The following is a 25,095-nucleotide window of genomic DNA, read 5'->3' as shown; positions in this document are numbered from 1 at the left end:
TTCATGAAGTCAAGACTACTATTTAGTATAGCAATCATCTTCTGTGCCTTGATTCATGGGCAGCAAGAACCTCAATATTCTCAATATATGTATAATATGAGCACGGTGAATCCTGCTTATGTAGTGAATCAAAGCGGTTTAATATCTGCTGGTTTCTTGTATAGGAAACAATGGACAGCTCTGGATGGCTCACCAGAAACTGCGAATGCTTTTAGCAATATTCCTGTAAGTGAGAAGGTAGAAGTAAGTATAAACTATGTAAACGATAGAGTGGGAGATGCTGTTGCTATAAATAACAATTTCTTTAATGTGGATTTTGCATATATAACCAGAATTTCTGACCGTTTTAAATTGTCTTATGGGTTAAAAACGGGTGTTAATAGTTTTAAACTGGACGCGTCTGCATCTGATGTATTTGATGATCCTGCTTTTGCCGATAATAATGCGCAATTACAACTTACTATAGGAGCTGGATTATTTTTATTTTCTAATAATTTTTATGCAGGAATATCTTCTCCTAATTTATTACCCAATGATGTCAGTATTGGAGAATTTGGAGTTTCACAGTCAAAAACTCATCTTTATGGAATTTCAGGGTTTATTTTTGATTTGGTTGATGAAGTAAAATTAAAACCATCTATTGTTATCAAACAAGTAGTGGACGCTCCATTAACATTTGATGTATCGCTGAATTCACTTATTTATGATCGATTTGAGCTAGGAATTTCATACCGATATGAAGATGCATTTATTGCATTAGCGGGATTTAATATAACCAACAGTCTTAAGATCGGGTATTCTTATGACTTTAGCACCAGTGAATTGAGTGGGTATAATAATGGAAGTCATGAAGTTATTCTACTGTATAATTTTGACTTGCTCAATTTTAGTAATAAGTATACATCTCCGAGATTTTATTAGATTATGAAAATAAAAAACAGACATATTGTAGTGATATTACTATTAATATCACAAGTATCTTTTTCTCAAAAAAAAAGTAGAGGAGACCGTTTTTTTGAAAATAGAGATTATATAAATGCAGCCATACAATATGAAGAAGAATTAAATCAAGAAGGATATTCTAAGCATCTTCTTAAAAATATATCTATAGCATATTATAATACGTTTGAGTTTAGACAGGCATATCGATACCTGGCATTATTGATCTCCGGAAAATTTTATGAAAAAGATAAAACATATGAGAATTCATTTAATTTCATGATGCTTCAAGTACTTTCTTCTTTAGGGAAATATGAAAAATCAATTGATTTTCTGGCACTGTATCAAGAAAATGAAAAGGGAACCACATTTAATACATTAGATGCTGTTTCTATTATTGAATCTTTTAAGCTTAAAGAGGATGATTATATAATCGCTCCGATGGAATTTAACACAGACGCATCAGAGTTTGGCGCTGTTAGGGTTGATAGTACTATTTATTTTACAACAGACAGAAGTTCTAATGGTTTTATGGATAAAAAATATAAGTGGACACATAGATCTTTTCTGGATATTTATAAAGTACAGGTAAATGAAGATAATAAGCTTGTTTCTGAAATCGAAAAAGTTTCATCTGCAATTAATTCTAGGCTTCATGAAGGAAATTTCTGTTTTACATCTGATGGCAATACTATTTATTTTTCAAAAAGTAATTCTGAAAAAGGGAAAAAGAAATACGATAGTATAAAAAACAATGCAATTCATCTTTATAAATCAACAAAGGTAGATGGAGCATGGTCTGAAGCAGAAAAACTCGCTTTTAATAACAAGTATTATTCAATAGAACATCCTTCGGTCAGTGCGGATGATAAAACACTGTTTTTTGCTTCTAATATGCCTGGTGGTTACGGTGATTTTGATATTTATGCAGTTCCTATAGAGATGGATGGTACTTATGGAGAAATAAAAAATTTAGGAAATACTATAAATACAGCCAATAGGGAGCAGTTTCCTTATGTTTCTGGAGATGGACACCTTTTCTTTTCGTCTAATGGTCATTTGGGATTAGGCATGATGGATATTTTTGTTTCAGAAAAGAAAGAAGGAGAATTAACAAAGCCGGTAAATCTGGGAGCTCCTGTAAATTCTGGATATGATGATTTTTCATTGACATATTATAATGAAACAGATGGTTTTTTTGCCTCCAACAGGAAAAATAAAACGGATGATGACGTGTATTTTTTTTCGCAGACTGGCGAAATATTTTTAAAACCGTATCCGGCAAGGTTTGAGGTACGTGATTTTGCAACCGATACATATATAGAAAATGCAGCTGTAGTACTATATAATTCAGCAAAAAGTATATTATATCAGAATAAACTAGATGCTATAGGAGTCTTTAGTATTGATCTTTTTCCGGCTAGATACGAGTTTACAGCCTCTGCAGAAGGTTATGAGTCTAAAACGAAACCTATTTTGGTAAAAGAAAAAGAAGAAGAAACATACATTATTTATTTGGATAAAAAGAAAGAAACTATTGCATCAGAAAATGAAAAAGAAGAGGCTATTGATATTCCTGATATCGGAAATATTCCTAAAAATAATGAGCTCACCTCGGCGCAGCTCAAAAATAAATTATTAACAGATAATGTAGGGCCTCCGGTTATAGAACGAAACGGGAAGCTTTATTTTGATTTACCTCCTATTTATTTTGATTATGATAAATGGAATATTAGAGCAGATTCTAAAAAAGTATTAGATGAATTTGCATTAAAGTTAGATAAGTATAAAACGGTATATATAAAAATTGATTCACATACTGATAGCAGAGGTAGTGATTCATATAATCAGTTATTATCAGAAAAAAGAGCAGAATCTACACGTAATTATTTAGCACTCATTGGATATGTAAATGCAAGAAGAATTAAGTTCGAAGGATTTGGAGAGTCTAAACCATTAATTGACTGCAAAAATAAAACATGTTCAGAAAAAGAACATCAAACCAATCGCAGAAGCGAATTTGAGATTGTAAAATATTGAAAATGCTTTTTTATATAAAACAGTAAGAAGTCAAAAAACATAGTATGTTCTTTCTTAATATACTATGTTTTTGACTTATAGTATGATTAATATGTGACAGAAACCTTTTAAACCAGTGTTGGTATTATACGATTTACGAATAAAAATTTCGCATCTAATGACATTCTTTTTCTACTATATTTTCTTCATAAAATGAAACAATAGCTATGGCTATTCTTTAATTTGATTCATCAATCTAGCCAAAAATCCTTGCCATTATTTTTACGAAATTCTCACCCGTAAATCGTATTAAAAGGTTTCTTGTATTTATTTTATTTTGAAATATGTACGTCAATACTAGCCAGGTTGTTATCCTTAAATGATTTTGTAAAATCATCAGTTCCGTCTCCATTAAAATCTCCCGTAGTCCATTTCTGTGCATCCCAATATCCACCTTGTCTATTGATCCAGCGACTCATGCCAAAAGAAGAACCATTAGATAAATGAACATCTATAGTAGCCAGATTATTATCCTTAAAGGCTTTTGAGAAATCGTGTTTCCCATCCCCATTAAAATCTCCTGTCATCCATTTTTGTGTATCCCAATATCCACCTTGTCTGGTAGCCCAGCGTCTCATAGTAAATCCTGCCCCAGTGGATAAATGCACATCGATACTTGCCGAATTATTATCTTTGAATACTTTGGCAAAATCATCTTTTCCATCTCCATTAAAATCTCCTGTCATCCATTTTTGAGCATCCCAGAATCCACCTTGTTGAGTAGCCCATCGTCTCAAGGTAAAACTGCTCCCACTAGAGATATGTACATCGATACTTGCTTTTCCGGAATCCTTAAATGACTTAGCAAAATCATCTTTTCCATCTCCATTAAAATCTCCTGTAACCCATTTTTGAGCATCCCAATATCCACCTTGTTTAGTAGCCCATCGTTTCATAATAAACCCTGTCCCAGTGGATAAATGCACATCGATACTAGCTTTTCCACCATCATTAAATACTTTGGCAAAATCATCTTTTCCATCCCCATTAAAATCTCCTGTAACCCATTTTTGGGCATCCCAGAATCCACCTTGTTTAGTAGCCCATCGTCTCATAGTAAAACTAGTGCTATTAGAGATATGTACATCAATACTCGCCTGAGTACCATCTTTAAATACTTTGGCATAATCATCTTTTCCATCTCCATTAAAATCTCCGCTAAGCCATTTTTGAGCATCCCAGAACCCACCTTGTCTGGTAGCCCATCGTCTCAGGATAAGATTACCAGGGTACATGCGATTGATCCCAGCTATATCTGCCGCAGAAAGAGCAGTACGTTGTACACTATAGGTACTGCCATTTAATCTCATTATCGTAGGCTGTCCATTTTTAGAAAAAGCATTGGGTCCATACATCATAATACTTCCAAAATCTAGTGTGGCACTATATTCATCGCCATCATGACCTCTTTGGATATACGTTTGAAAATTATGTTCTCTCCCTGCCAGAATATTTTGGAAATTGATAGTAACATATTGATCCCTGTCTTTTCTGCTCTGCTCGTGCCATAAACCAATTGCGTGTCCTATCTCATGTATCGTATTTCCTGTAGAACAGGCATTAGCTAATGTGATGTCCTGTCTACCTCCGATACGCCCTACAAAAGATGAGCAACCTCCACCATTTTTAAAATAAACATAGTCCGACTGGCTCGTTCTGGGTATAAAACGAAGAGAAGAATTAGATTCCCAATGTGCTATTGCATCTGTCACTCGTGCCTGATTGGGTAAACCACTTTCTATAGCATAGTATACTGTATTATTAGGCCATCTGCCTTGTGTTCGACCAGTACTCTTTAGTATTGAGTTTTTGGTATCTGGAATCATTTTGATATCTCCTTCAAAAATGTAGTGTTCTTCAATTTTCTCCACAGTCACCTCTTGACCTAAATAATTGATATCTAAAAGCTCTCCGATGGTTTCTTCGGGAAATGCTTTTTCCAGTAAGCTTTCTTCAGTGAGAATAACATTCTCCACTTTTTCTGTTTCTGATACAGAATCCTGCTCACAAGCCATGAATAGACTCATTGTAAATGCTACAATAAACCCTCTTAATACGATGTTTGTTTTCATTATTATTTTAGATTATAGTTAATTATTTTGGTCAAATATAAGCGTGTTACATTTGTTATAAAATCAGGGAATTACTGGTAAATAAAAGGGTTCTTTTCCCCTTGTAATTTCAAAAAAAAACACGAACTTAACTGTCAGACCAAGAATATATTTTTAGAATACTAAAATGAAGATGATAGCTCTATAAGTACTTTTAGTTATTTAGACTATTTTTTATGAAAAAGCACTAGTATTTTTTTAACTCACTTTTAGAATTAGAGATATCCCAGAATGACAAACAAAAATTGTAATTCCTCTTTTACTTAATAATCACTTATTTGATATGAGTGACTAAGGTAAGGGATACGAGGATCTGTTATAATTTTTAAAGATTCACAACATCGTCATAATTAATACTGTATTTATTAATTAATAAACTTTTTGTAATGACGAAAAATTATTTAAGAATTGTATGTTTCATTTTTTTAGTATTTGTTAAAAGCGTAGTTGCGCAAGAATCCATATTACCAACAGTACTAATTGATGAATTTATAGATGCTAATGCTGTACAAAATACAGTAAGTGATATGGATGTAAAAATTAAGTATGCAATAGATGAAGATGGATTTTATGAAATAGAAATGATATATCAGGAAACTCCAACAAAGTTTAAACTCAAACCTCTAACATATCCTAGTTTTCAATCTAAATTCAAAATGTATTTAAGAAATCTTTTAGAATCCAGAAAAAATATGGATGGTAATAACTTTACTTTAAAACTACTGAAAGATATAAATACTAAGAAATTTAAGAATCTTTCTGTAACAGAATTTGCCAAAATTGTTACTTTTTTTAATACTGAAGAAGAAAGACCACAGGTTGCCACTATTTATCTAAAAGATACTATTAATGTATATAGTAGTGTCAGGCAAGAGACATTAAATTCCACTCTTATAGGTGTCTTAAAGAACGCAACTGCAGAAATTACTTTTTATGATGGGTTTATAGAAAAAGTACAAATAAGAGGAGTTGTAAAAAATCAAGCTGTAACTTTTAGTAATAAATACTCTATAGGTATTAGTTCTACTAAAAATATTAAAAAACTATCTACCGTAATGCTTTATTCAGAAGATAGGTTTACTAAAGACATCATTTATAATAGTAGAATACAAATAGAAAATATATTAGATGATTACTTGCCAGACTCTTATATTAATGATGTGACAAAACAAAAAGAAGCATTTACTAAACTATTGAGTAAATTACTTATAGAAAAATATATAGAAAGTGATGAAATAAAAATTGAACCCTTATTACTGGAACTGAAATCTAAATTCGAAAAAAATAAAAAAAAGGAATTTAAAGCGGCTTTGTTAAAATTGTATTCAGAGATATTAAGGCTTGAAAGTATCAAGCAGCAACCTAAGGTTGTTTCACTAAAAATAAATCTAAGTGATGTCATCAGATATGTCAAAAAAGTAGATGTAAATGCCAATGATGTGAGTCCTAAAAAGCAATTGGTGTTATTGGATAGCGAAGCTCAGAAAAAAACGAAGTTGTATAAAGAAGAATCTACCCGTCTTTTTGAAGCGATTGTGTATACCGATTTTTTAAGTCTGTTTGATGAAGAAAACCCTAATGGTTTGGTGCAAACCGAGGTAAACAAAAGATTTAATATTAACACCAGAAGAAAAGGATTAAATAAGTGGGCAGGGATAATACCTCCTTTTTTTCCTGGTTTGATAATTGAAGGAGTAGGTTTTTTTCAATACTTTGATGCGCAATTACAAGTATCCAAGATTGAAAAGAATAATAAGTTTCTGGAAGCTGAAACAGGCATGCTATTAAATGAAAATGGTATTGTCGTAACATCAAATCCCTTTTTTACACCGTTGTCATTATTACAGCATAGAAACTATGCAATAGGAGGGATATTGAATATTATAAATATGGAGAATCAGAATGCAAAACTAAATATGTATTTTAATGCAGGATTTCTGTTTGGTCGCAGTGGATTTGTACCGGTAGGAGTTGCTAATAATCCTGATATTACAGAAGGAGTGTTTGTCAATAATATTGAAATCCCGATAGAATATAAATTTCATCTACTACCAGAAAAAAGATTTAGTATTTCTTTGACAGACAGGCTGTCCTGGTTTGAGAATCTGGATGCTGATATTCCATTAAGTTCTATAGAGGATCAATTGGTTACATCACAAAACAGATGGTTGAATAGTTTTAATATAGACTTAAATCTTGATACTTCGAGTACAGGGAAATTATTCTTACGTTATAAATTAATTCATGAATTTGATAATATCAATAATAATTTCTCACAGTTACAATTTGGATATTCTTTTTATTTTCTTAAAAGTAATGGAGTAAAAAAATGATCTTTGGTAACGAATATTGATCAATATGCTAAAAACAGAAAACGTCTCAAAAAACACATTTTTGAGACGTTTCTAACTGTCAAATTAAAATTTTATTTAACAAAAAATCGTTTAGTTTTGGTGCCTTGATCATCATTCAGTTTTACGAAATAAATCCCAGAAGATACGTGAGACATATCAAGGTGGTGTACGTATATACCATTTTTATGCTCTATGCTGTTTAGAGAAATACGTTTTCCAAGGAGATTATAAACGCTCATTTCTACAACATCTGTTGTTTTTGTCGTAATAAGTTTAATTTCGAATTGGTTATCTCCTTTGTCAAATATCATGAACGCATTGGTTTTTACAGTATTTTCTCCTGTATCCAGTGTCAGGTTTTTATACCCGCATATATCAAGTGTCCAATCAAGTAATTTTCCTTCTAAGGGAGACGAAAAATTCGAAACATTTAAGACCCATTCACCTTTAGGAGAAGTTCCGTTTATACCACTTAATGCATCTCTTTGTGCCATTGATATAAAGCTACCTGTAAAAGGAGCTGTACCATCAAGGATTGATATATCAGCATCGTCATCAAAAGTTGTATTTGTGAAATTTGCAATACCTCTGGGTAATCTTCGAGCTTTTAATAGTCTTATATCTCCAAAAACAGGATCCTCTTCTGCTGGCTTAAGTCTAATATAAATCTCTCTGGCTTCCTCATGTTCAATATTGACAGTAACATTAACATCTGTTATTATAAAATCTTCCTCAATCTGTATAGAAGAAATGGCTGAACTTGGAAATACATCGTCATCCGGTATGATCATGGTTTCGTCATTGCTAATAGTCAAGCAAACACCTGGCAGGATATCAAAAGTCTTTTCTGAGCTGTTATTACCTTCTCTGGTATCTGTAGGTAACATCGTAGATGAAGACATAGTATAGATTCCCAGATTAGAGAAATCTGGAAGGGTACTAAATTTATATTCTACGTTTTCTAACGGAGGTATCGTATCTGTAAAGGTTTCTATCACAGGAGTTCCTCCATTAATTGCATATGAAATGTCAAAATTGGATTGTGCTGACTGACCGAAATTAGAAATGAGTACTTTCACTATTTGTTGTGACTCATTTCCATCCGTATTAGGACTGATAATCTCTGTAATACCTATGTCATGATTAAACAAGCTAATAACTTCTTGTTGTCTTAGGTTATTACTTAATAACTTATCACCGGATAATTCAACATTAGCAGAAACTATATATGTTGAGCCTTCTACTGATAAATCTGCTGTTGTAGAAAAAGAAAATTCACTACTGCTATTAGGCTCAATAGTTCCGGTAAAAGTCTCAATTACTGCAAGATTATTATTTAACTGATAACTTACCTCAAGATTACTCACTGGAGTGCTCCCAAAATTAGCAAGAGTAATGGTGATCTCTTCACTATCGCTCAAAACTCCTTCTTCAGGGAGGTCTATATCAGTAATGGCTACATCAGTATCAAAATTTTCGCCAATCTGGAAAGATCCTGCTACATTTGATCTACCGTTTTCTCCCATATACTCAGTTACAAACCAAAGTTTTCTATCTGTGGTTGGGTCTACATCCATTTTGCTAAAATAACCGTATAAGTAATTAGGAATATTTTCTTTACCTTTTGCAATAAGAGTTTCTGGAATAGTCATAGTGTTTAGAGGGTCGTCTACAGACCTACCAGTAAAGTATGAACTTACAAATGTATCGGTTGTTCCACCCATACCTGTATATCCCAGACCTATATTACCAAGGGCATCTATAGACATACTAGCCATCCAGGCATGCTTATCATCTGGAGAATTATAGGTACCTTCCTGGTAAATGGACCAGGGCTGACCATCTCCACTTTGTCGCAGTTCATACCAGCGTACACTTGCACGTTGTCTTCCTAATACCTGTATTTATAGTAAAATTGAACACAGCAGAATTATAGGTGTCAAATTTTCTGAACTGTGCTTGATTCATAATAGCTGCATCCTGAGTATCAATTTTATCTCCTCCGTTGGGTTGAGCCAGTTGCCCTAGACCACTATTAAAGATCGCTGTAAACGGTGTCGTATCAAGTTCTGAGGGCTGTGATATCCTGGAATCCGCTGGAGTATCAAAATCTACATTTACAGTCCATATTTTTAAATGATCGCGAGTGGTATTAAGAAAGGTTTCTTCATCTTGCATATATACGATTGGCGCATTACCCTTTGCAGGCATTTGCTCACTACTTACATTAAACGCCTGTGGGTTAAGAACTCTTCCCGATGCTTGATTGGCGCCTGGTAGCTCAAAACGGATAATAGTCACGCTAGGTTCTCCTGCAAGCATCGCATCCCTATCTAATGCATATAAATTATTGGAGCTAGATCCATTCTTTGCAGTTACATAATAGGCATCACTCCAGACAGAAAGACGAACATTGAAGTCAAATCCATTAAAAACATAGATTGTCCACTCACTTGTAATGGGATTAGAACCTTCAGATATAGCAACTTCCAGAGTGTTGAAACGCCCAATACGTGTGAGCACCCATCGATCAGAAGCATGATCATGACTTACTGTGATATAGTCCAATCTTATACGAGAATTAAAGATATTCCTTAAAGAAAGAGCCCCCAAAAGATCATTCCCTTTTTTGTCATAAATAGAAAAACCTTCTCGATATGTAAAAAGAATATGATCCGTACCGACAGCTAAAGAAGGGTTAGATCTTAGATTTCTGCGTAAATTAGTCACTACATCAAATGATTGTTCAAGTTGATTTGATATCATCTTATTGGATAAGATATTATGATGTTTAGATTGACTATTATCTTGTACACGTTTATTTCTATTTATGTCCAGTAGAAATATATCATCTCCTCTTGACATCAATGATGGTGATTTTCTCATAGATGTAGATTCATAAATGTCTTTTGGGATTTCGTCCTGTGATTGCCCATAACTGCAAATGGTAGCAATTATTAGTATTAATAAAGTAGTTTGTGTTTTCATAATTTTTCGTGTAATTATATTTAGGTTTTAATACGATTTACGAATAAAAATTCCGCATCTAATGACATTCTTTTTCTACTATATTTTCTTCATAAAATTAAACAATAGCTATGGCTATTCTTTAATTTGATTCATCAATCTAGCGAAAAATCCTTGCCACTATTTTTACGAAATTCTCACCCGTAAATCGTATAAGATTAAGATTGGTACTAATTTTATCACTGACTGATATGGACTCTTAACAATGGTTAATTGTATAATTAAGCATAACTCAAAATGTTTTTCAAAGTGGTGTGCTAATAGTGATAACAGCATGTAGAGTATACACTGTAGTAAAACATTTTAAGATAAATCATCAAAAAATTAAATGAGTAATAAGTTCTTACTAGATAAAATAAGTATGTAAAATAAGCAATGGTTGCTTGCTATAATATTTTTCAGGTAATAAAGGTTCGCAATTTTTTCTTAAGATTTGTTATGAAAATAAGAACTATGATGAGTAATAAGAGGTTAATTAATTGGAGAAAGATTGTAATATGCGATAATAGAAGTTCGCTGGAGTAAAAATTCTTCAAAATGTTATATTTTTAAGTTGGGTATACAATAATAGTAAGGATTTATATATAAAAAAGTTAGATATCTTACATATTTTGGAGAATGATTGTTCAATCAATTAAATAGAGCATTGTTTTAAACAGCTAGTAAGTATCTTAACTGATTATATGTTTTCTGAAACTAATACCATCCTGATAAAAAATTACCCCTAAGATTTGCTCTTTTCCGTTTTTACTCGATAATCGAGATTTAAATGCTCCGAAGCCTGCCTCGAAATCAAAATGTTTTTTTCAATAAATGCCTCGTGGGCCTGCCCCGAGGTAGTTTACTAGTACATAAAAATTGATCCGTTCAAATTGGTATTACAAGTTTAAAATAAAAAAGCTGACCAGTATAAGTCAGCTTTTTTTGAATTAATGTAGCGAGAGGGGGGCACGATCCCCCGACCTCTGGGTTATGAATCCAACGCTCTAACCAGCTGAGCTACCTCGCCAAATAGATGCTACATCATTTTAATTCGGGTGCAAATATAAAAACAAAATACATTGTAGCAAACAATAAAGTAGAATTAATTTTTTTCAAATACTTTTAAAGTAAATAATTAATCTATATATTGGCTTACTAACAATTTTGCAATATGTCTGAAAAAATAAAATACGAACTTGAATTTGTAATACAATCTTCTCCACAGTTATTATATCAATACATTTCAACGCCTTCTGGTCTTTCAGAATGGTTTTCTGATAATGTTAACTCTAGGGGAGAATTGTTTACATTTATATGGGATGATAGTGAAGAAGAAGCAAAGCTTTTAAGTAAAAAAAGTGGGGAAAGAATTAAATTTAGATGGATAGATGATGACGATGGTACGGATTATTTTTTTGAGATGCGTATTCAGGTTGATGAAATCACTAAAGATGTTTCATTAATGGTTACAGATTTTTCTGATGATGATGAGATGGAGGAAAGTAAAATGCTATGGGAAAATATGATCAGTAACTTAAAACATGTATTAGGTTCCGCTTAATTCTTACTCTTTTATAATGTATATTTGCCCCGCCCAATGATCATTGGTAATAGGGGCTTTTTTTTATGATTAATATTAACGGAAATATGGTAGCTGATAATCAAGCTACCCTGTCTGTCACCAATCGTGGATTTACGTATGGTGATGCTTTATTTGAAACAATACGAGTTAATGCAGGAGTTATTCTCTTTTGGGAAGATCATTATTTTAGATTAATGGCCTCTATGAGAATCTTACGAATGGAGATTCCTATGAGTTTCACTCCTGAATTTTTGCAAGAGGAGATTTTACGCCTTATTAAAGAAAATGATTTTCTGAATTCATCAGTACGAATCAAGATAATGGTGCATAGAAAAGATGGAGGTTTATACACTCCATTACAAAATGAAATCGATTACTGCATTTCTTTAGCCTCATTAACAACTCCATTTTATAGTATTTCTGATACTGTATATGAAATGACATTGTTTAAAGATCATTATGTTGCCAAAGACCTTCTTTCTACATTAAAATCAAATAATAGATTGGTTAATATTTTAGGAGGGATTTTCGCAAAAGAAAATGGTTTTCAAAATAGTTTTTTGCTAAACACTCATAAAAACGTAGTCGAAGCACTAAATGGAAATATTTTTTTGGTAAAAGGAAATAAAATAAAAACACCACCGATTTCTGATGGTTGTTTAAAAGGAATTCTAAGAACTCAATTGATCAGAATTTTAGAAGGACTAACCGGATATGAGATAGAAGAATCATCTATTTCTCCTTTTGAGTTACAAAAAGCAGATGAAATATTTGTCACCAATGTGATAATAGGATTGCAACCGGTTACTAAGTTTAGAAAAAAAGAATATCAATCTACAGTCACAAGAAAATTACTAGGCATATTGAATGCTAAAATAAGAATGGGATAGGAGCTTAGGTTAGTTATAACTAGGATCTTCTGGAGCATTTGACCAAAGCAGATAATCTCCTCCTAATTCAATCATTTTTTCTTTCCAAAAGGTATTATAAGATTTACCTATAATATTTTTTTTATAGGTATTCTCTACAATTACCCAGGAATTTGCTTCAAGCTCTTGATTAAGTTGTTCGGCATCCCAACCTGAATATCCTAGAAAAAACCTAATTTCATTTGGAGTGATCTTATCCTTTGCAATTAGATCTGATACAATAGAAAAATCTCCTCCCCAATAAATACCACAGGAAATTTCTACACTATTAGGAATTAAATGAGGTATTTTATGAATAAAATAAAGATTATCCTGCTCTACCGGACCTCCATTATAAATTTTAAATTCAGCTTCTATATCCGGAACTAAATCAGAAATAATATAATCCAGTGGCTTATTCATAATAAAACCAATGGATCCTTGATCACTATGATCCGCTAGCAGTACAACCGATCGATTGAAAGAAACATCTCCAATAATAGATGGTTCAGCAATAAGTAGATGTCCTTTTGCAGGTTGTAATGATATCATGGATGGTTTAGTTTATATTAAAACTAAATAATTATTTCTAATAATCAAAGTAGATATACAATTTTTGTAGGATATTCATAAAAAAAGCCCTCTAAAAATAGAGAGCTTCTATAATATCAAAAACTAATTTTATTAGTTAACTGAACTCGATAAATCTGCACCAGCCTTGAACTTCACAACATTTTTTGCAGCGATCTTGATAGTTTTTCCTGTCTGAGGGTTTCTACCTTCTCGAGCAGCTCTTTGAGAAACTGACCAAGATCCAAATCCAACTAAAGAAACACGGCCACCTTTTTTAAGAGAACCTTCAACATTGCCTAAAAAAGATTCTAAAGCTTTTTTTGCTGCTGCTTTTGTAATTCCAGCATCAGCTGCCATTGCATCGATTAATTCTGTTTTGTTCATAATTCTGTTTTTAAATTAATTGTTGGTTATACCAAATTTTTGTTAAACGCTCTACAAATTTATACGGATTTATGATTCATGCAAGGATTAGCCCAGTAAATACGGGGTTTTGTTGATAACTCAAGGCTATTGTTAATAAAGAACTACGTTTTATATGAATTTTATTACTCTAGTAATAGCGTGGGCTCAGCCCATTTTTGCCTCTTTAAAAAAGGTGTAACCATTTAATAGGGATTTAGAATCCATAGCTTTTTTTCCGGGAAGCTGAATTTTATTTATAATAATGTATCCGTTTTTTCCCACTACTTTAATTTCAGTATCTTCAACAATAATTTTTCCGATAGTAAAATTATGAATGGAGTCTTCTATTTTAGATTCATAAATTTTTATAGAAACTTCTTCTCCTTTATTATAAAGAAGACACCAAGCTGCTGGATAAGGACTTAAACCTCTTATTAAATTATGAATGGTTTGTAGATCATCATTCCAATTGATCTTAGTATTATCGCGATGTAACTTATATGCGGTTTTTAATTCACCATCTTTGGGTTGCGCCTTAGTAAGAACGTTGTCATCTTGTATCATTTTAATAGTCTCAACAACCAATTCTCCGCCATCGACCATTAATTTGTCATGAAGACTGCCGGCAGTTTCATCTTTGCCGATCATAACTTCTTTTTGCATAATGATATGACCAGTATCTATTTTTTCATCAATAAAAAAAGTTGTAATACCTGATTTTTTTTCTCCATTAATAATCGCCCAATTTATTGGAGCCGCCCCTCTATAATCAGGTAGTAATGATGCGTGTAAATTAAAAGTACCATATACCGGCATATTCCATACTACCTTTGGTAACATTCTGAAAGCAACAACTACATTTAGATTTGCATCCAATACTTTTAGTTCATCAATAAAGCTTTCATCTTTTAGATTAGTGGGTTGTAGGATGTTTAGATTTTGTGATAAAGCATATTCCTTTACTGCAGAGGCTTTTAGTTTTCTACCTCTGCCTGCAGGTCTATCCGGGGCCGTAATAACACCAACCACTTTATAATTGTGTTTTATAATTGTTTTTAGGGTTTCTACTGCAAAATCAGGAGTACCCATAAAAAGGATTCGTAAATCTCTCATTGATATTTTAGACTAGTTGATATTTGTTATTTTGATTGATCTTTATGACTTTATGTTCATTTAACTCGCGTAATACAGTTAATACGATATCTTCTGGATATGCCAGTTGTGATATAATATTTCTGGATGATAAGTGGTTTTCTTGTAATAATCTTATAATCTCTTTGCTTATTTTATTGGTATTTCCTATTGTATGATTCTTGGAATTGCATACATCGCAGATTCCACAATCCTGCGTGTTTTTTTCTCCAAAATAGGTAAGTAGTTGTTTGCTTCTACAAATAACGTCATTTTGGACAAAATTAATAATAGCTTCTACCTTTTTTACTTTTGATGATCGTTGTTCCTTAATATCTGGTTTTACTCTATTTATAGTATGGTCATCTTCTCTGGGGACCAAAAAAATGATTTCTGCATCTGTAAGTGTATGATTGAATTGTAATAAGTCCAGATCCTGTAATTTTTTTAATACCTCAATCACCTCATATTCATGAGATTGTACTCTTGAAGCAATCAAGGATAGGTTTACTGGCACTTCTTCATCAAAAATACCTCCATATGTACGTAATATTGCTTTGGTGATATTTTCATATTGTGGATTCTCTTCTAAATATCTCAAAAGTTGGTTTCCCGTAGTAGTGATATGAATGCTGCTTTTTTTGGTAAACCTTTGCGCAAAGCTAATAATACTGCATCTATCTAGAAATTGTAAAGCGTTGTAAGTAAGCAGGGTATTAAATTCATAGGTTTTGCAAAAATGATTAAAATTAAAACCATGTATAGTCTGTTCTCCTTCTCCGTATGATATCCTAAAGAAGTTGCTCAGTTTTCTATAGACTAGTTTCACAAAATCAACATCTGGTAAGACTTTGATAAATTGATTTTTTACTCTAAGAATATCATTTTCATTTTTTATCAAGAAAGCATAAGCCTTTTTACCATCTCTTCCAGCTCTTCCAGCTTCCTGAAAGTAACTTTCAATACTTTCGGGAATATTAAAATGTATTACAGTTCTTACATTAGGTTTATCAATTCCCATCCCAAAAGCATTGGTTGCTACCATAATTCTGGCATCATCCTGAAGCCATAGTTGAAATCTTTTTGTTTTCTCCTTGGTGTCGACACCGCCATGATAATAGGTAGCAGCATGACCGTTCGAATTTAGAAAATCACTGATTTCTACTGCGGATTTTCTATTTCGTACATAAATTATAGCGCTTCCTGTATACTTTTTAAGTATTTGTAGTATTTTATAATTTTTATCAGAAGTATAATAAACTATATACCCAAGATTATCTCTTGAGAAAGATTGTCTGCATACTTTGGGTTGAAAAAGATCTAATTCAGTTATAATATCATCTACAACATCCGTTGTTGCCGAAGCAGTCAAGGCTATTATCGGAACTGCAGGTTTTAGTTTTCGCAGTATCTTAATTTTTCTGTAGGATGGTCTAAAATCATTTCCCCATTGAGAAATACAGTGAGCTTCATCCACGGCAATGAGATTAATATTCATCTTTTTTAGCCGCTCTTTTACTAAATCCTGCTGGAGGCGTTCAGGTGAAAGGTATAGAAATTTATAATTGCCATAGATACAATTATCTAATAGCGCATCCAGTTCTGAATATTTGATTCCGCTGGATAATGCAATGGCTTTGATACCTTTTTGTTGCAAACCGAGAACCTGATCTTGCATAAGTGCAATAAGCGGAGAAATAACAATACAAATTCCTTCTTTTACAAGTGCAGGAATCTGGAAACAAATAGATTTTCCACCACCCGTAGGAAGTAATGCAAAGGTATCATTACCTTCTATTACAGAAGTTATTATTTCTTCCTGTAAAGGTTTAAAGGTATTATAATTCCAATTTTGCTGTAATAGTTGGATCGGGGTATTCATCAAAACTATATTACGTATTGTAATATAAAGGTACTACGTTCTTTTACATTTCCAAAAGGAACTTCTATACAATTATACCCAAATGATGAATATGTCTCTAATAAAAGATGATAAATTTGCTGTGCTTCTTCAAAACTTTCATAGCGTTCTTCATCTGAAACATAAATCTCTTTCCAGGGAGGTAATAAAAAAACCTGATCATATTTATGATCATTACAAGCCTGTATAAATGAAGGATCATACGATTGATTGAAGAGCTTCATGTAGGCCAAAACATCCGGGATACCTCTATCATAAAAAGCAATATCCTTATCATCAGCTCTAGAATCTATATATTGAAGAATCCTGCCTTGTATCAGTTTTTTGTTAAAATCATATGGATCAGATACCGATGCAATGGGATTAGATACTATAGTGGTAGTTTTTTTACTGCTTTTTACTTCTTGAGTAATACTTCGTATAAATTCTGGAAAACAAAAAAAACCTTCTTCTTCGAGTTTTTTTATAATAGATGTTTTTCCTGTAGACGGACCTCCTGTGATTACAACCTTATGTTTTGCCAAAAGAATATTTTTATTGCAAATCTCGTGATAATTAAGGGATTTCTAAAAATAGCGAAAGGCGGATACCATAAAGGTCTGTTAAAATTTAATTTCGACATTATCTTTTTTAGTAACTTCATTAGCAAATTACTTGCTAAAGTCTTATTTAGACTAATTAAACACAAATCCTAAAAATATTATTCATGCCTGTTTTTAATCTAAAAGTAAATGGTAAGTCTCTTTCTGTAGAGGCTGATGAAGACACACCTCTTTTATGGGTGTTAAGAGATCATTTTGATCTTGTAGGAACAAAGTTCGGATGTGGTATCGGGCAATGTGGTGCCTGTACCGTTCACGCAGATGGTGTGGCTACCAGAAGTTGTTTGCTTCAGGTAGCTGTAGCTACAGAAATGGAAATTACTACAATAGAAGGTTTGTCTGAAGATGCGTCGCATCCTGTACAGCAAGCCTGGAAGGAGATTGATGTGCCCCAATGCGGATATTGCCAGGCTGGTCAGATGATGTCTGCTGCTGCATTTCTTAAAGAAACCCCTAACCCTAGCAGATCAGAGATTAGAGATGCAATGAGTGGTAATATTTGTAGATGTGCTTCCTATAATAGGATTGAGAAAGCAGTTGAATTGGCAGCAAGTAAACTGAGTTAACCAACCTAAAATTCTAAGAAAAATGAAAACAATCACGACACCTTCTCTAAACAGAAGGTCATTCATAAGAACATCAGCATTGGCTGGAGGAGGAATCTTAATTGGTTTTAACCTTTTTCAAGCTTGTAAGCCAGAGGTTGTGCCTCCAGTAGATATTGCAGACATAAATTTTAATGATTTTAATGCATTCATCAAAATTGCTGACAATGGTATGGTCACTATTTTTTCTCCAAACCCAGAAATTGGGCAAGGAGTAAAAACATCTATGCCTATGCTTATAGCAGAAGAATTAGATGTAGCTTGGAAAAATGTACTTGTAGTTCAGGGAGCTTTGGATACAAAAAATTATACAAGACAAGTTGCCGGGGGAAGTCAATCGATTAGACTCGGTTGGGAACCTTTGCGACAGACAGGAGCAACTGCTAGACAAATGTTAATAAATGCAGCTGCGGTTAAATGGGGTGTAAATCCATCAGAGTGTACTACCAATCAGGGTGTGATTACAAATGCCAAAGGAGATAAACTGGGGTATGGAGAAGTGGTAAAAGCAGCAGCAGCTTTATCAGTACCAGAAAAAGTTAAGCTCAAAGATCCAAAAGATTTTAACATTATAGGAAAAGATATTCCTAATGTAGATGTAGACAATATCATTGCTGGAAAGCCTTTGTATGGTATGGATTATAAGGAAGAAGGAATGGTATATGTATCTGTGTTGAGACCTCCTGCTTTCGGAAAAAAATTAGAAGGTTTTGATGCTACAGAATCTAAAACAGTCTCTGGGGTAATTGATGTGTTTAAATTTGGGGATAAAATAGCTGTATTGGCCAAAAATACCTGGGCAGCTATGAAAGGGAAGAAATCCTTAAAAGCAAATTGGATAGATGGTTCTAAATTAGAAAGCACAGAAGATCATGATAAAATACTTACTGATCTGCTGAATGGGAAAGAATTTAATACCATGCGCAAAGATGGAGATGTTGAAAAAGCATTTGCTACTGCTGATCAGGTAATAGAGAGAGTTTATGAATCTCCGTTTTTACCTCACAATTGTATGGAACCTATGAACTTTTTTGCCCATGTTACCGATGAGAAAGTTCGCTTGGTTGGTCCAATACAAACTCCGGACGGAACTGCAAAAAGAGTGGCAGAACTGCTAGATAGAAAACCAGAAGAAGTGTCTGTAGATATGACAAGAATGGGTGGTGGATTTGGCAGAAGGTTATACGGTGATTTTGCTTTAGAAGCAGCAGAAATATCAAATATATCAAAGAAACCTGTTAAACTGGTATATTCTCGCGAAGATGATATGTCTGCAGGGATTTATCGTCCTGCAATCAAATATAAAATAAGCGCTTCTGTTAAAGGAGGAAAGTTAACTGGTTATCATCTTAAAGAAGCTGCAGTGAATTCTAATATGTATGGATTAATTCCTAATTTTTTCCCAGCAGGCGCTATTGAAAATTATCAGGTAGATGTTGCAAAATATGATAGCAATATTACAATTGGTGCCTGGAGAGCACCTTATACCAATTTCTTAGCGTTTGCCGAACAAAGTTTTTTTGACGAAATAGCCGAAATAATGGAAGTTGATCGTATAAAACTTAGGTTGAATTTACTTCAAAACGTTAAGGGAAATACGGATGAACGGATACAATATTCTCCAGAACGTCTTGAGAAAGTTATTAAAACAGCTGTAGAGAAATCTGAATGGGGTAATAAGCCAGAAGGAGTCTATCAGGGATTTAGTGCTTATTATTGTCATAATACACACGTGGCAGAAGTGGCAGATGTTGTCTTAGAAAATGATCAACCTGTGGTAAAAAAAGTAACTTGTGTAGTTGATTGTGGAATCGTCGTAAATCCACTGGGAGCAAAAAACCAAATTGAAGGTGGGGTAATTGATGGTATTGGCCACGCTATGTTTGGCGAATTCTCTTTTAAAAATGGAATCCCCAGTCATAAAAACTTTGATACCTACCGCCTTATCAGAATGAATGAAACTCCTGTGGTGGAAACTCATTTTATTGAAAGTAAAATTGCACCTACAGGTCTTGGTGAGCCTACATTGCCTCCTGCAGGTGCTGCTATTGCTAATGCGATCAAAGCGGCAAAAGGAATTAGATTAACAAAACAGCCTTTTATTAATAATATGGATAAAAAAGATTTGTTAGGATAACTCATGACACATGAATTTAAAGAAATAATTAACGCATATCAAAAAGCAAGTAAAAAAGGAATTAGAGCCGTTATAGCTACTGTTGTAGATATAGACGGCTCTTCCTACCGCAGACCTGGTGTTGGAATGCTTCTTCTTGAGAATGGAGAGATGATAGGTGCTGTTAGCGGAGGATGCGTAGAGAAAGAAGTGTTTAGACAGTCGCAATCAGTATTTGCTTCTGGAACTGCTAAAATAATGACATATAATGGCAGATATAGATTAGGATGTGAAGGGATTTTATACATATTAATTGAACCATTTATTATTAGTAATGTAGTGATTCATAATATTAACAGGTATCTGGCATCTAGAACTTCTTTTGTAATAAAATCATATTATTCTAAAGAAGAAGAAAATAACAATCAGATGGGCTCAGTAGTATGTTTTGATGGAGTCAATGATTTTTCATTTTCTAATCAAATGGATGTGAGGAATCTCAGGCAAAATTCCTTATTCCAATGCTTTGATCGTGTTATGTTACCGTGTTTCAGACTGATAATTATTGGGGCAGAACATGACGCAAAAGAATTATGTAAATTGGCATCCGCTACAGGGTGGGAAGTTGAGGTTGTGAGCGGACCCAAAAGCCCTAAATTTCCTAAGGATTTTCCAGAAGCTCATAAAGTATCGAATCTTTCACCAGAAAATCTTGTTATTGAAAATGTAGATAAGCAAACAGGGATTGTTTTAATGACCCATAATTTTGCAAAAGATGTATTGTATTTACAAGCATTAAAAGATGTATCGCCAATTTATATTGGTCTTCTTGGTCCGGCAAGACGAAGAGAAAAGTTGTTGTCCGCGTTTATAGAGTATTTTCCGGATGTTGATAATGAATTTTTAGATTGTATCTATGGACCGGCAGGTCTTAATCTGGGCGCAGAAACTCCACAAGAAATTGCAATTTCTATTATTGCCGAATTACTTTCGGTTATCAGGAATCAAAAACCAATTTCGTTACAAGAAAAAGTAGGAGGAATTCATGGAAATTCCGCAGAGCGAATACTAAATAGTTTTGTTGATTAAACCTGTTCATACTGTCCAACTTATCCTTGCCGCCGGATCATCTAGTCGGATGGGATGTCCTAAGCAATTATTACCTTGGAAAAACAGTTCATTACTTGTATTTGAGATTGAGAAATCATTACAATTAGCTCAAGTTTTTACAGTAGTTGTTTTAGGAGCTAATTTTGAAATTATAAAAAAAGAAATCGCTCATTTTCCAATTGTAATTATTTATAACCAACACTGGAAATCAGGGATGGGAACATCCATTAGTTGTGGGATACAATATGCTTTAGAAAAGCAGAGATACTGTACAAATGTTTTAATCACGCTGATTGATCAACCGCTAATAGATATGGAACATCTAGATTCTTTAATGCAAAAAAGTGTAAAACATCCCGATAAAATAATAGCCACTCAAAGGAAGAATAATTTTGGTGTACCGGCAATTTTTCCCAAACGCTATTTTAAAGAATTGTATAATCTTGCAGAGGACTACGGAGCCAGATATCTGTTAAAGCAATACAAAGACTCTATAGTTTCAGTAGTGGATGACTATAATAAAACAGCCGATATTGATACGCTAGAACAATACACAGCTTTATTACAAAGAATGAAAGAGTAAGATACATTTTCTATTTTATAAAACAGAAGATGTATCTTTGTCAAAATTATGAAATAGATGAGTGATGATTCTAAAACAGAAGAGTTTTATAAAAAATTAAAAATCCAATTAGCAGATACAGCGCTGTGGCCAGCTGCATATTTATATAAATTTATTATTCCAACGGATACGGAGAAGATTAAAAAAGTAGAAGGTATCTTTGATAATTTAGGAGCAGTTATTACGACAAAGCAGTCTAAAAATGCAAAATATACAAGTGTATCTATTAATGTGCGAATGAAAAATCCAGATCACGTAATTACAAAATATAAAGAAGTCGCAGAAAAGGTAGAAGGAGTCATTTCGTTATAATCAAAAATGCAATTTTTAGATAATATGGATTTTCTGACGGTAAAATAGACGTACTTGTTTTTATTTTAGTATTTTGCAAACCAATTAATGAGGCTACTGAAAAGTCTACTACCCCCGGAATGTCAGTTTAATAACTCGCCGCCCCTTTTTAGATAAACTCATACTACATATATTTTTTTATGGATGTTAATAATTTTATGGAGATTAATAATTTAGAATATAATACTGAACGTGATCAGCTCATCATACCAGAATATGGGCGCCATTTGCAGAAAATGATAGACCACGCAATAGTTATTGAAGACAAAGAAGAACGAAATAAGGTTGCAAAAGCAATTATTTCTGTTATGGGAAATCTACAACCACATCTGAGGGACGTTCCTGATTTTCAGCATAAACTATGGGATCAATTATTTATTATAAGTGATTTCAAATTAGATGTAGATGCTCCTTATCCTATACTTACAAAAGAGAAGCTAGAAGAAAGACCAGAGCCATTAGAATATCCCCAAAACTTTCCAAAATATCGCTACTATGGTAATAATATTAAAAGAATGATTGATGTTGCTAATAGTTGGGAAGATGGAGATCTGAAAAATGCATTAACATTTACGATTGCTAATCACATGAAAAAATGTTATTTGAACTGGAATAAAGATGTAGTAGATGATTCAGCTATTTTTAACCATCTTTTTGAACTTAGTGATGGTATGATTGATTTGAGAAATAGTGAGGAAGATCTTAGTACATCTTCAGATTTAATGAGAGGGAAAAAGAAAAATTATCGTAGTAATTCTAACAGTTCGAACAAAAAGAATTATAGAAATAATAATAATAACAACAATCGCGGTAAAAAACGTTATTAATCCACCCCCAATAACTATTCAACTTTTATGAGTACTTTTCAGATCGAAGGAGGGCATCAACTCAAAGGAGAAATCACTCCTCAGGGTGCTAAAAATGAAGCTCTACAAATTCTTTGTGCCGTATTATTAACTCCAGAAAAAGTAACAATTTCTAACATTCCAGATATTAGAGATGTTAACAAATTAATTGAGATCCTCAGAAATCTTGGAGTGAAAATTCAGAAACTAGGTAAAGGTAAATTCACTTTTAAAAGTGATGATCTGAATTTGGATTATATGGAAAGCGAACAATTTAAGGTTGCAGGGAGTGGTCTTAGAGGGTCTATTATGATTATCGGTCCATTATTAGGTAGATTTGGTAAAGGATATATTCCCAGACCAGGTGGAGATAAAATAGGACGTAGAAGGTTAGATACACACTTTGAAGGTTTTATTAATCTTGGAGCAGAATTTAGATATAATAAAGAAGAACGTTTTTATGGTGTAGAAGCACCAGAAGGTCTGCAAGGGACTTATATGCTGTTGGATGAGGCCTCTGTAACAGGGACCGCCAATATTGTTATGGCAGCTTCTTTTGCCAAAGGAACTACTACTATTTATAATGCTGCTTGTGAACCCTATTTACAGCAATTGTGTGCAATGATCAATTCCATGGGAGGAAAGATCAAAGGGGTAGGGTCTAACTTGTTAACAATTGAAGGGGTAGAATCTTTAGGGGGTTGTGAGCATAGAGTATTGCCAGATATGATTGAGATTGGATCGTGGATAGGCTTGGCGGCAATGACCAAAAGCGAAATAACTATTAAAGATGTGAGTTGGGATCATCTAGGTGTTATACCTCATACATTTAGGAAATTAGGAATTACTTTAGAACGTTCTGGAGATGATATTTATATCCCTGCCCATAAAGATGGGTATCAGATAGAAAGTTATATTGATGGATCCTTTATGACTATTGCAGATGCACCGTGGCCTGGATTTACTCCTGATTTATTGAGTATTATTTTAGTAGTTGCGACGCAGGCAAGGGGAGAGGTAATGGTACATCAGAAAATGTTTGAAAGTAGATTATTTTTTGTAGATAAACTCATCGATATGGGTGCTAAGATTATTCTTTGCGATCCACATAGAGCAACAATTATTGGACATAATTTTAAATCTACACTCAAAGCGACAACGATGGTGTCTCCTGATATTAGAGCAGGGATCTCTTTGTTGATTGCAGCCCTTAGTGCAAAAGGTACTTCAACGATTCATAATATAGAACAGATTGATCGTGGATATGAAAATATAGATGAACGATTAAGAGCTATTGGTGCAAAAATAATCCGGATAGAATAGGTAGGAGGTTATCTTATCATTGAACACTTTCTTAAATAACCCAATAATGTATATTGTTATAATTATACTGTTATATAAAATTGAATTCAATATCATTTAGAGTGTATCATCAAAGATAGACTTGTTTAAATCTTCAAAAAACAAAATACAGTTAAAAGATAGAATGTATTTGTAATAAATTCTATTGTTTCTCATAAAACACTGGCAAACCTAATAGTAAATCGATACAGTTTTCAGTTGTATACAATTTGTGCAATCACCGTTTTGATAATTGTCACATGATTTTATAAAACTAGAGTTTGTCATTTTTTAAAAGGGTCGAAAATATACAATAGAGATATAGGTGATTTTTTTGCTTTTTTAATCCAATAAATTTTAGTAATTTTAATGCTAACTTATTACTTGTCAGTCTCTCTGGGATTATTTCAAAAAAAGGGTTTTAATTATGCTTGTTTAGTTGTAAAAAGGTTGTAGTTTTGCGGACTCAAAAAAACGGTTATTATATTTTT

The 25,095-nt window shown here is 33.1% G+C and carries 20 protein-coding genes and 1 tRNA gene; 12 read left to right on the top strand and 9 right to left on the bottom strand.

What is annotated here, in order from left to right:
* Positions 1 to 3: 3 nt before the first annotated feature.
* Both F0000_RS09630 and F0000_RS09625 read left to right on the top strand, forming a co-directional pair.
* Positions 4 to 921, top strand: coding sequence for a type IX secretion system membrane protein PorP/SprF (locus tag F0000_RS09630; RefSeq protein WP_149624508.1), 918 nt, complete (start codon positions 4 to 6; stop codon positions 919 to 921).
* Positions 922 to 924: 3 nt separating this feature from the next.
* Positions 925 to 2,979, top strand: coding sequence for an OmpA family protein (locus tag F0000_RS09625; RefSeq protein WP_149624507.1), 2,055 nt, complete (start codon positions 925 to 927; stop codon positions 2,977 to 2,979).
* Between the two features lie 311 nt (positions 2,980 to 3,290).
* Here F0000_RS09625 and F0000_RS09620 read toward each other — a convergent pair whose 3' ends face one another.
* The gene (locus tag F0000_RS09620; RefSeq protein ID WP_255452687.1) at positions 3,291 to 5,090 is read right to left on the bottom strand and encodes a M12 family metallopeptidase; all 1,800 of its coding nucleotides are present in this window, start codon (positions 5,088 to 5,090) and stop codon (positions 3,291 to 3,293) included.
* A gap of 425 nt (positions 5,091 to 5,515) precedes the next feature.
* On the opposite strand from F0000_RS09620, the gene F0000_RS09615 reads away from it, so the two are divergent.
* Positions 5,516 to 7,462: a hypothetical protein gene (locus F0000_RS09615; protein ID WP_149624506.1), complete on the top strand. Its 1,947-nt coding sequence runs from the start codon at positions 5,516 to 5,518 to the stop codon at positions 7,460 to 7,462.
* A 92-nt stretch (positions 7,463 to 7,554) separates the two neighbouring features.
* On the opposite strand, the gene F0000_RS09610 is transcribed toward F0000_RS09615, so the two are convergent.
* The 3 genes from F0000_RS09610 to F0000_RS09600 all read right to left on the bottom strand — a co-directional run bounded on the left by F0000_RS09610 (position 7,555) and on the right by F0000_RS09600 (position 11,519).
* Positions 7,555 to 9,261, bottom strand: a complete 1,707-nt coding sequence (locus F0000_RS09610; RefSeq protein ID WP_149624505.1) for a T9SS type A sorting domain-containing protein — start codon at positions 9,259 to 9,261, stop codon at positions 7,555 to 7,557.
* An 82-nt stretch (positions 9,262 to 9,343) separates the two neighbouring features.
* On the bottom strand, positions 9,344 to 10,471 hold the full coding sequence (locus F0000_RS09605) for a hypothetical protein (RefSeq protein ID WP_149624504.1): 1,128 nt from the start codon (positions 10,469 to 10,471) through the stop codon (positions 9,344 to 9,346).
* A 974-nt stretch (positions 10,472 to 11,445) separates the two neighbouring features.
* Positions 11,446 to 11,519, bottom strand: a tRNA-Met gene (locus F0000_RS09600).
* Between the two features lie 144 nt (positions 11,520 to 11,663).
* Here F0000_RS09600 and F0000_RS09595 point away from each other — a divergent pair.
* Together F0000_RS09595 and F0000_RS09590 are read left to right on the top strand one after the other, a co-directional pair.
* A complete protein-coding gene (locus F0000_RS09595) occupies positions 11,664 to 12,053 on the top strand; it encodes an START-like domain-containing protein (protein WP_149624503.1) in 390 nt (129 codons plus the stop codon).
* A gap of 65 nt (positions 12,054 to 12,118) precedes the next feature.
* On the top strand, positions 12,119 to 12,964 hold the full coding sequence (locus F0000_RS09590) for an aminotransferase class IV (protein WP_149624502.1): 846 nt from the start codon (positions 12,119 to 12,121) through the stop codon (positions 12,962 to 12,964).
* 9 nt (positions 12,965 to 12,973) lie between these two features.
* Here F0000_RS09590 and F0000_RS09585 read toward each other — a convergent pair whose 3' ends face one another.
* The 5 genes from F0000_RS09585 to F0000_RS09565 form a co-directional block, all read right to left on the bottom strand.
* Entirely contained in the window at positions 12,974 to 13,534 is a 561-nt protein-coding gene (locus tag F0000_RS09585; protein WP_149624501.1) for a YqgE/AlgH family protein, read from the bottom strand.
* 132 nt (positions 13,535 to 13,666) lie between these two features.
* Positions 13,667 to 13,939, bottom strand: coding sequence for an HU family DNA-binding protein (locus F0000_RS09580; protein ID WP_149624500.1), 273 nt, complete (start codon positions 13,937 to 13,939; stop codon positions 13,667 to 13,669).
* A 186-nt stretch (positions 13,940 to 14,125) separates the two neighbouring features.
* Positions 14,126 to 15,073, bottom strand: a complete 948-nt coding sequence (gene fmt / locus F0000_RS09575) for a methionyl-tRNA formyltransferase (RefSeq protein ID WP_149624499.1) — start codon at positions 15,071 to 15,073, stop codon at positions 14,126 to 14,128.
* A gap of 7 nt (positions 15,074 to 15,080) precedes the next feature.
* A complete protein-coding gene (locus tag F0000_RS09570) occupies positions 15,081 to 16,973 on the bottom strand; it encodes an ATP-dependent DNA helicase RecQ (protein WP_149624498.1) in 1,893 nt (630 codons plus the stop codon).
* Positions 16,974 to 16,978: 5 nt separating this feature from the next.
* Positions 16,979 to 17,536: an AAA family ATPase gene (locus tag F0000_RS09565; protein ID WP_149624497.1), complete on the bottom strand. Its 558-nt coding sequence runs from the start codon at positions 17,534 to 17,536 to the stop codon at positions 16,979 to 16,981.
* Positions 17,537 to 17,718: 182 nt separating this feature from the next.
* Between F0000_RS09565 and F0000_RS09560 the strand changes: the two genes are divergently transcribed.
* The 7 genes from F0000_RS09560 (at position 17,719) to murA (ending at position 24,586) form a co-directional block, all read left to right on the top strand.
* Entirely contained in the window at positions 17,719 to 18,180 is a 462-nt protein-coding gene (locus tag F0000_RS09560; RefSeq protein WP_149624496.1) for a (2Fe-2S)-binding protein, read from the top strand.
* 22 nt (positions 18,181 to 18,202) lie between these two features.
* A complete protein-coding gene (locus F0000_RS09555) occupies positions 18,203 to 20,356 on the top strand; it encodes a xanthine dehydrogenase family protein molybdopterin-binding subunit (RefSeq protein WP_149624495.1) in 2,154 nt (717 codons plus the stop codon).
* A 3-nt stretch (positions 20,357 to 20,359) separates the two neighbouring features.
* Entirely contained in the window at positions 20,360 to 21,424 is a 1,065-nt protein-coding gene (locus F0000_RS09550) for an XdhC family protein (RefSeq protein ID WP_149624494.1), read from the top strand.
* A complete protein-coding gene (locus tag F0000_RS09545) occupies positions 21,417 to 22,028 on the top strand; it encodes an NTP transferase domain-containing protein (RefSeq protein WP_149624493.1) in 612 nt (203 codons plus the stop codon). Before F0000_RS09550 ends, F0000_RS09545 begins: the two co-directional genes overlap by 8 nt.
* Positions 22,029 to 22,085: 57 nt before the next feature.
* Complete coding sequence (locus F0000_RS09540) at positions 22,086 to 22,379, top strand: DUF493 family protein (protein WP_149624492.1); 294 nt, start codon at positions 22,086 to 22,088, stop codon at positions 22,377 to 22,379.
* 179 nt (positions 22,380 to 22,558) lie between these two features.
* A complete protein-coding gene (locus F0000_RS09535; RefSeq protein ID WP_255452686.1) occupies positions 22,559 to 23,245 on the top strand; it encodes a DUF4290 domain-containing protein in 687 nt (228 codons plus the stop codon).
* 27 nt (positions 23,246 to 23,272) lie between these two features.
* Positions 23,273 to 24,586, top strand: a complete 1,314-nt coding sequence (gene murA / locus F0000_RS09530) for a UDP-N-acetylglucosamine 1-carboxyvinyltransferase (RefSeq protein ID WP_149624491.1) — start codon at positions 23,273 to 23,275, stop codon at positions 24,584 to 24,586.
* Positions 24,587 to 25,095: the final 509 nt, after the last annotated feature.

It is taken from the genome of Aquimarina sp. RZ0, assembly GCF_008370685.1.
In the GTDB taxonomy this organism is placed as follows: Bacteria; Bacteroidota; Bacteroidia; order Flavobacteriales; family Flavobacteriaceae; genus Aquimarina.
Note: the sequence above shows the minus strand (reverse complement) of the source record. Positions and strands in the feature narration are given on the sequence as shown.

Coding starts and splice junctions, on each gene's coding strand:
- F0000_RS09630 (WP_149624508.1), top strand. CDS start 4: ATGAAGTCAAGACTACTATTTAGTATAGCAATCATCTTCTGTGCCTTG.
- F0000_RS09625 (WP_149624507.1), top strand. CDS start 925: ATGAAAATAAAAAACAGACATATTGTAGTGATATTACTATTAATATCA.
- F0000_RS09620 (WP_255452687.1), bottom strand. CDS start 5,090: ATGAAAACAAACATCGTATTAAGAGGGTTTATTGTAGCATTTACAATG.
- F0000_RS09615 (WP_149624506.1), top strand. CDS start 5,516: ATGACGAAAAATTATTTAAGAATTGTATGTTTCATTTTTTTAGTATTT.
- F0000_RS09610 (WP_149624505.1), bottom strand. CDS start 9,261: ATGGCTAGTATGTCTATAGATGCCCTTGGTAATATAGGTCTGGGATAT.
- F0000_RS09605 (WP_149624504.1), bottom strand. CDS start 10,471: ATGAAAACACAAACTACTTTATTAATACTAATAATTGCTACCATTTGC.
- F0000_RS09595 (WP_149624503.1), top strand. CDS start 11,664: ATGTCTGAAAAAATAAAATACGAACTTGAATTTGTAATACAATCTTCT.
- F0000_RS09590 (WP_149624502.1), top strand. CDS start 12,119: ATGATTAATATTAACGGAAATATGGTAGCTGATAATCAAGCTACCCTG.
- F0000_RS09585 (WP_149624501.1), bottom strand. CDS start 13,534: ATGATATCATTACAACCTGCAAAAGGACATCTACTTATTGCTGAACCA.
- F0000_RS09580 (WP_149624500.1), bottom strand. CDS start 13,939: ATGAACAAAACAGAATTAATCGATGCAATGGCAGCTGATGCTGGAATT.
- fmt (WP_149624499.1), bottom strand. CDS start 15,073: ATGAGAGATTTACGAATCCTTTTTATGGGTACTCCTGATTTTGCAGTA.
- F0000_RS09570 (WP_149624498.1), bottom strand. CDS start 16,973: ATGAATACCCCGATCCAACTATTACAGCAAAATTGGAATTATAATACC.
- F0000_RS09560 (WP_149624496.1), top strand. CDS start 17,719: ATGCCTGTTTTTAATCTAAAAGTAAATGGTAAGTCTCTTTCTGTAGAG.
- F0000_RS09555 (WP_149624495.1), top strand. CDS start 18,203: ATGAAAACAATCACGACACCTTCTCTAAACAGAAGGTCATTCATAAGA.
- F0000_RS09550 (WP_149624494.1), top strand. CDS start 20,360: ATGACACATGAATTTAAAGAAATAATTAACGCATATCAAAAAGCAAGT.
- F0000_RS09540 (WP_149624492.1), top strand. CDS start 22,086: ATGAGTGATGATTCTAAAACAGAAGAGTTTTATAAAAAATTAAAAATC.
- F0000_RS09535 (WP_255452686.1), top strand. CDS start 22,559: ATGGATGTTAATAATTTTATGGAGATTAATAATTTAGAATATAATACT.
- murA (WP_149624491.1), top strand. CDS start 23,273: ATGAGTACTTTTCAGATCGAAGGAGGGCATCAACTCAAAGGAGAAATC.